Here is a 5,482-nt window from a genome sequence, read left to right as displayed (position 1 = left end):
AACCATTTTACTTTACCTTGCTCCATTGTGTTTCCTCCTGCTGTGTGCTTTGCACACAATGTGTTACTATCCTTGCACTCAGTGATCATCAAGACGAAAAGTTAATCTTATACCATCCTTTACACCGATCAAAAATAATTCTTATGAATTTTAACATATTTTAAAAGTATTTGCAAGAAGACATAAACACAACCATTTTTGCAACTCATGAATTTTCACAATTTTACTATCCAGTATAAAGTACTTTCCCCGTTATCCTCTTCTACTTGGTCAATCATGCTTAGGATAATTCCATTGTCTTGATAATCTAATTCTTAATTCTAGGGTGTTGGCATTTATGAATTGACATTTGTACAATTAAAGCACCCCCCATATTTAACTACGCATTAAGCATATCTTAATTGAGAAATGTTTTATTGGAATAATTATAAACAAGAGTGACAGTCTTAGCCACTCTATACCAAAATGAAAAATTAATAATTTTCACGTTGCAGGTTAGAAAAAATTGATAATGTAACCTCGTAAAGACATATAAATTGTTTTTTGTAGAAATATTAAAAATTCTTGATATACATCTATAGGATTGGACCGTTTAGTTTCAATTAATACACAATTATAATCGTTAAGAAGCTTATCAAGTTCTTGGCTACATTTGATTGTTTCATTACATAACAATCCTTTGTCCATTCCTATCTTAATCATCTCTTCCCTTTTCTTGCTTATTGCAACTTCCAAATCTGCTGGTATCATAATAGACTCACACCTCGAAAAATTAATATAACTGTGTATATCTGAAAATCTTATGAGGTAACTAGACACAAGCAAAATTATAACATTATCCCACCTGAGATAAATAGTTTCGATAAAACAAGATAAAAATAGACAAAAACAGACGTTATCCGTAATATTTAAGTTAAAGAAAAAGAGCGACCATTACATCAATTTTTCCAAACTCTTTAAGAGCATCCTCAGCTAACCCTTCCATTTGTTCATTTGAGGCAACATTCGTCACTTTATAAATAGCTTGCCCGCCCTTAATTTGAATATCTTCTTTTAATTTCTTTAATAGGTCCTCGCGACGAGCCGCTATTCTTCGATCTTAAACCATGGACCTGAAGTTTGAATTATGCCCCAAAGTTTTTCTGGAAGCTCCAGGTCGCTTAGTTTTGAAGTCTTAATGGATGTCTCAATTTCAGCTTCTTTTCCATTCTGGACCTTTTCCACCCAGTCTGGATTCATGATTAATCCATGACCAACCGCTGCTAAGGATAGACCCTTACCTAATGCTGTTGCAACATCATCAGCCGTGACCATAGAACCTGCAGCCATTACAGGAACTCTGCCGTTTACATGTCCAACAATTAATTCAAGATATGTTTTTTCATCTTGACTATCGACTGGCTTTGAGGAAAAGGTATCAGTCAATGAAGCATGTACATAATCAATATCTGCTTCAATAAGACGATTAATTAATTCGCAGGTATCCTTCATTCTCAAACCGCCTTCTTGATGTTCGTCAGGAGATATTCTGTATCCTAAAATAAACGGCTTTGTTACATGCTTCTTAATCACATTTTTCATTTCCTGAACGACTGCCAATGGGAAACGCAAGCGATTTTCTAGAGATCCACCCCATTCATCCTCACGTCTATTGAAGAAAGGAGAGAAGAAGTTTTGAAGTAAAAATCCATGTGCACCATGAACTTCAACTCCATCAAAACCAGCTTCAATGGCTCGTCTTGTTGTTTCTCCAAACGCATGAATCACTTCCATTATTTCATCATGTGAAAGTTCTCTAGGTAATACTGAAGGAGCAAATCCAGTAGCTTCAGTCTCTACAGCACTGGAACTAACCACCTCACCACCTGGAGTTAAAGATGGAAGTGCTTTGTTCCCTGCATGGAAAATTTGAAGTAATGCAGGAGCTCCACCACTTCTCGCCGCATCCGCTAATTTTCGTAGACTTGGAGTAAATTTATCATCATAAGCGGCGAATTCATGTGTAAAACCTATACCGTTTGGTTGCACATGCGTACAGCCGGTTATTACAAGTCCTGCTCCGTTGACTCTTTTTTTATAATATTTCACTTCTTCATCTGAAATTGTGTAATCATCATTGCTGCTCCAAGTTGTCATCGGCGCCATAACGACTCTATTTTTAATGGTGATCCCATTTTTAAATGTAAGTGATTCAAATAAGTTGCTATATTTTGTGTTCATTTTTTAACCTCTTTCTATTTGTTTATTATTATTTTGTAAAGGTTTATTAACCCTTCATGTGTTTTACTGGTGCAAGAATAGATTAATCCTTAGAGTGCACTTTAAAGCAAGTGTTTTATCATTTGTATTTTTTTCTATAAAAATATGATTTCGAAATAGGTCTGTATGAGATTTATCAAAAAATCGCAAATAGAAAAAACGACTGGTAGCTTAATTTGTAGAGAAACAGTCTCCTAATTCATTTTCATAAAAATTAATTTTATTATCCAGATGCTCTAAACTTTGACGAAGCTTCTCAAAGTCTTCCACTACTTTTTTTCGATGATTTTTAAGTAGGGTTAACCTAGCTTCCATTGTTTCATCCCCAACATGCCCCCACATTGCAAATTGCTTCATATCTTTTAGAGACATCCCCGTATTTTTTAGGTGGAGCAGTGATTCAATCCATAATTTATTTTCATCGGTGTAGATTCTGACATTGTTATCGTCTCTGTTTACTTTTATTAACCCTTCTTTTTCATAAAACCTCAATGTATGTTCGCTTAACCCAACGATTTTAGAAAATTTTCCAATAGAATATGTCAACATAACCGCCTCCATTAAATCTGATATGTCTATGTCTTATTTCTTTTTTAATTTGTGATACTAAGAAAGAGTAATACTTAGAGTTTACTCTAAGTCAAAAATTTTTAATTTCTCTGCCCGTTTTGAGGTGCAATTTTTTTATTACTTGTTTCATTGTAGGATGCGTTCAATCAAAGCAAACGACTAGCGAAACCAAGGTTGTTAAGCTATTCGGAAAGACAGTTATAAGCGCCTCTGTTTCATAGGTTGGGAAAAATTTGCTGGATGTCAAGCCTCCGCACATTTCTTATTTTCAACACAATTCCATAAAATAAAAAGCAGAGTATGGGAAATTTCCCATACTCTGCTTTTATTGTTCTCCACGCCAGATCAGACCTGAGGCTTTCCTACAGGTCTTATGTGTTTAAAACGGCTCGATGGCTTTCTCGTTTTTACCAGTTTGAGGCTGATTTTCAATGCTTCTTTCTTCAACTTCCTTGGGAATCTCTTTAAGGTGTTTATTTACTTCTTCTACTTGGTTAGTAGTTCTCATTTCATCCATTTTCAAAAACCTCAATTCATTAAAATAATTTGATAAAAATAGTATGCAGCAGTAACGAAGATTTTATGTCCTCAAGTTAAACAATATAAAAAAAGCTAGATCGATGGCAGCCGATGAATCTTCGTTGTTCAGCACGGTAATGCTTTCCAAAAACCAATTTGATACATTAAAAAGGCGTCTTGAGGAGGAAAAACAGGCAATTAAACGCCAAATAAATTTTAAAAGAGAGAGAGACAGCTATATAGATGATAAGAAAACAGAGACTGAATAATTTCAGTCTCTGTTTTTACTAGGTCTTAAGATAATTGGACAGAAGTGAGATTAGGTGCATCAAGGCCGCAGTTGTAAGTCCATCTTGCGTACTTATTGGTTATACCTGATAAGTAATTTCTACAATAGGAACTAGATTTTATTGGCTAAAGTAATGCCCATTTTTATTTAAGAGATGCTCATTTCTAACCCAACGGACATATGACTATAGTGTAATTATTAATAAAGGAAAGTAGGCTCCTCTAGACAATTCTTGTTAATTAACATATGTCTGCATTTACTTCAAACCATGTTCATAAAAAGGAGTTGATCTTCATGGCAAAATGGATTGATGTATCAACATCAAAACACCAACTAAAACTTTTTGATCGTAACAGGCTTTTAAAAACTTACCCAATTGCTGTTGGAAAAATATTATCACCAACACCTACAGGAGCATACACGATTATCAACAAGGATCCTAATCCTGGTAGACCATTTGGAGTCCTTTGGATGGGATTGTCAAGACCTCATTACGGTATACATGGAACAAATAATCCATCTTCTATAGGTAAGAATGTCTCGCATGGGTGTATTAGAATGTTTAATCATGATGTTCTAGAATTATCATCTTTAGCTCCAATTGGTACTAGGGTTTTTATTCATAAATGAATCTATAATTCTCGCTCTTTTACTTAAGTAGTTACTATCAAGTGCGACATCAAAAGAGATGGATTTTCATCTTTTTTGTTAAATAACTGCGCAATAGTGGAACAACAAAAAGAGCCGCAATAGGCAGCTTTTTTATAAATATGCCCCTGTTAGTTTAACCAAGAAACCTAACGATTAACGTTTTCAATATTTTTAAAAGTATCTATTCGACTAAACCAGTGAGCGAGTAAATACAGTAAAGTTAAAATAAAGAACGAATATGTAAAAGTCCAATCAATTTTCTTGTATAAATCTATAATAGCCAAGGTTGGCAGACCCACATATGCACCAAATCCACCAAAAAAAATTGCTTTAATATATGGATTAATGCGAGGCTTCCATTGCAACAACAGCATTACTAACACAGGTAAAAGAGAAAGTCGAAATGAGAAGTTTAGCGTGGCTACAGGTATAACTTTCACTGGGTAAGCCCACTTTCCAAAACTAACACCAACCGTATCAAGGATTTCGGTTAAAACCATCACTAATAAACCAGCGGAAAATATACGAGCTGAACTCTCACGTTCACGGAAAATCACCCAGATAATCCAAGGTACAACTAACATTACTAAAGCGATCCACCATTGCCACGTAAATAAAAAAGCGTTCATAATTGAGTCAATAATTAACTGATTAGCTTCAGTAATTTTTTGAGTTGCTTTATCTATTTGACCCAATCCTTCTTGGTAAGTCATCAAATCCACCTTTTTCAACTTCACTTTTAGTTTCTGCTAGTTTTTCCCCTAGCTTCTTCAACTATACTGCCTAGCATCAATAAAACAATTCACCCTCACCAGCTGCGGCATAGCTATGCCACCCATTTGTTGAATAATGGTGCACCTCTTGAAGTCATACAGAGCTTATTAGGACATGAGAAAAGTGAAACTACTAGGATATATGCACAGTTAAGTAGGAGTTTACGGCAAGAACTTTATTGGAAGTTTTTTTAAAAGAAAATGTATTATAGTAATGCCCCTAAAAAGAATTGCTTTTTTATCCTCGCACCCAGTTACTTTAAGTACAATTCCTCACAATCTTTAACTCATCAGGTTAGGTAATTCACTACTTAGGAAACAATACCTACACGCTCCTGAATTAAAAAAGGAATAAACCCGTTTCCCCCGGTTTATTCCTTTTTTATTAATATGAAAATTCTTTATTGAAGCGGTCGAGAAA

At 34.6% G+C, this 5,482-nt stretch carries 8 protein-coding genes and 1 pseudogene; 3 read left to right on the top strand and 6 right to left on the bottom strand.

Annotated elements, in window-relative coordinates; genetic code table 11:
- Positions 1-495: 495 nt before the first annotated feature.
- The 5 genes from COD92_RS27380 to COD92_RS32335 form a co-directional block, all read right to left on the bottom strand.
- Complete coding sequence (locus tag COD92_RS27380; RefSeq protein WP_098532701.1) at positions 496-750, bottom strand: aspartyl-phosphate phosphatase Spo0E family protein; 255 nt, start codon at positions 748-750, stop codon at positions 496-498.
- A 163-nt stretch (positions 751-913) separates the two neighbouring features.
- On the bottom strand, positions 914-1,090 hold the full coding sequence (locus tag COD92_RS27375; RefSeq protein ID WP_141561150.1) for an SDR family NAD(P)-dependent oxidoreductase: 177 nt from the start codon (positions 1,088-1,090) through the stop codon (positions 914-916).
- Entirely contained in the window at positions 1,087-2,220 is a 1,134-nt protein-coding gene (locus tag COD92_RS27370) for an NADH-dependent flavin oxidoreductase (RefSeq protein ID WP_098532699.1), read from the bottom strand. Before COD92_RS27370 ends, COD92_RS27375 begins: the two co-directional genes overlap by 4 nt.
- Positions 2,221-2,430: 210 nt before the next feature.
- Entirely contained in the window at positions 2,431-2,808 is a 378-nt protein-coding gene (locus tag COD92_RS27365; protein ID WP_255286833.1) for a MerR family transcriptional regulator, read from the bottom strand.
- A 400-nt stretch (positions 2,809-3,208) separates the two neighbouring features.
- A complete protein-coding gene (locus COD92_RS32335; protein WP_176541428.1) occupies positions 3,209-3,346 on the bottom strand; it encodes a hypothetical protein in 138 nt (45 codons plus the stop codon).
- Between the two features lie 103 nt (positions 3,347-3,449).
- On the opposite strand from COD92_RS32335, the gene COD92_RS32330 reads away from it, so the two are divergent.
- The gene (locus COD92_RS32330; RefSeq protein WP_176541427.1) at positions 3,450-3,617 is read left to right on the top strand and encodes a hypothetical protein; all 168 of its coding nucleotides are present in this window, start codon (positions 3,450-3,452) and stop codon (positions 3,615-3,617) included.
- Positions 3,618-3,931: 314 nt separating this feature from the next.
- On the top strand, positions 3,932-4,267 hold the full coding sequence (locus COD92_RS27360) for a L,D-transpeptidase (RefSeq protein ID WP_098532697.1): 336 nt from the start codon (positions 3,932-3,934) through the stop codon (positions 4,265-4,267).
- A 167-nt stretch (positions 4,268-4,434) separates the two neighbouring features.
- Here the strand turns inward: COD92_RS27360 and COD92_RS27355 are convergent, their stop codons facing one another.
- Positions 4,435-5,001, bottom strand: coding sequence for a CBO0543 family protein (locus COD92_RS27355; protein ID WP_098532695.1), 567 nt, complete (start codon positions 4,999-5,001; stop codon positions 4,435-4,437).
- Between the two features lie 75 nt (positions 5,002-5,076).
- Between COD92_RS27355 and COD92_RS27350 the strand changes: the two are divergent.
- A pseudogene (locus COD92_RS27350) lies at positions 5,077-5,256 on the top strand (tyrosine-type recombinase/integrase); the annotation flags it as partial.
- Between the last annotated feature and the right edge of the window lie 226 nt (positions 5,257-5,482).

The sequence above is a fragment of the Bacillus sp. AFS037270 genome (assembly GCF_002585305.1).
The sequence above is the reverse complement of the archived record's forward strand: the minus strand, read 5'-3'. Positions and strand labels throughout refer to the sequence as shown.

What these genes read in the sequence shown, in the direction of transcription:
- COD92_RS27380 (WP_098532701.1), bottom strand. Translation starts at nt 750, where the DNA reads ATGATACCAGCAGATTTGGAAGTTGCAATAAGCAAGAAAAGGGAAGAG.
- COD92_RS27370 (WP_098532699.1), bottom strand. Translation starts at nt 2,220, where the DNA reads ATGAACACAAAATATAGCAACTTATTTGAATCACTTACATTTAAAAAT.
- COD92_RS27365 (WP_255286833.1), bottom strand. Translation starts at nt 2,808, where the DNA reads ATGTTGACATATTCTATTGGAAAATTTTCTAAAATCGTTGGGTTAAGC.
- COD92_RS32335 (WP_176541428.1), bottom strand. Translation starts at nt 3,346, where the DNA reads ATGGATGAAATGAGAACTACTAACCAAGTAGAAGAAGTAAATAAACAC.
- COD92_RS32330 (WP_176541427.1), top strand. Translation starts at nt 3,450, where the DNA reads ATGGCAGCCGATGAATCTTCGTTGTTCAGCACGGTAATGCTTTCCAAA.
- COD92_RS27360 (WP_098532697.1), top strand. Translation starts at nt 3,932, where the DNA reads ATGGCAAAATGGATTGATGTATCAACATCAAAACACCAACTAAAACTT.
- COD92_RS27355 (WP_098532695.1), bottom strand. Translation starts at nt 5,001, where the DNA reads ATGACTTACCAAGAAGGATTGGGTCAAATAGATAAAGCAACTCAAAAA.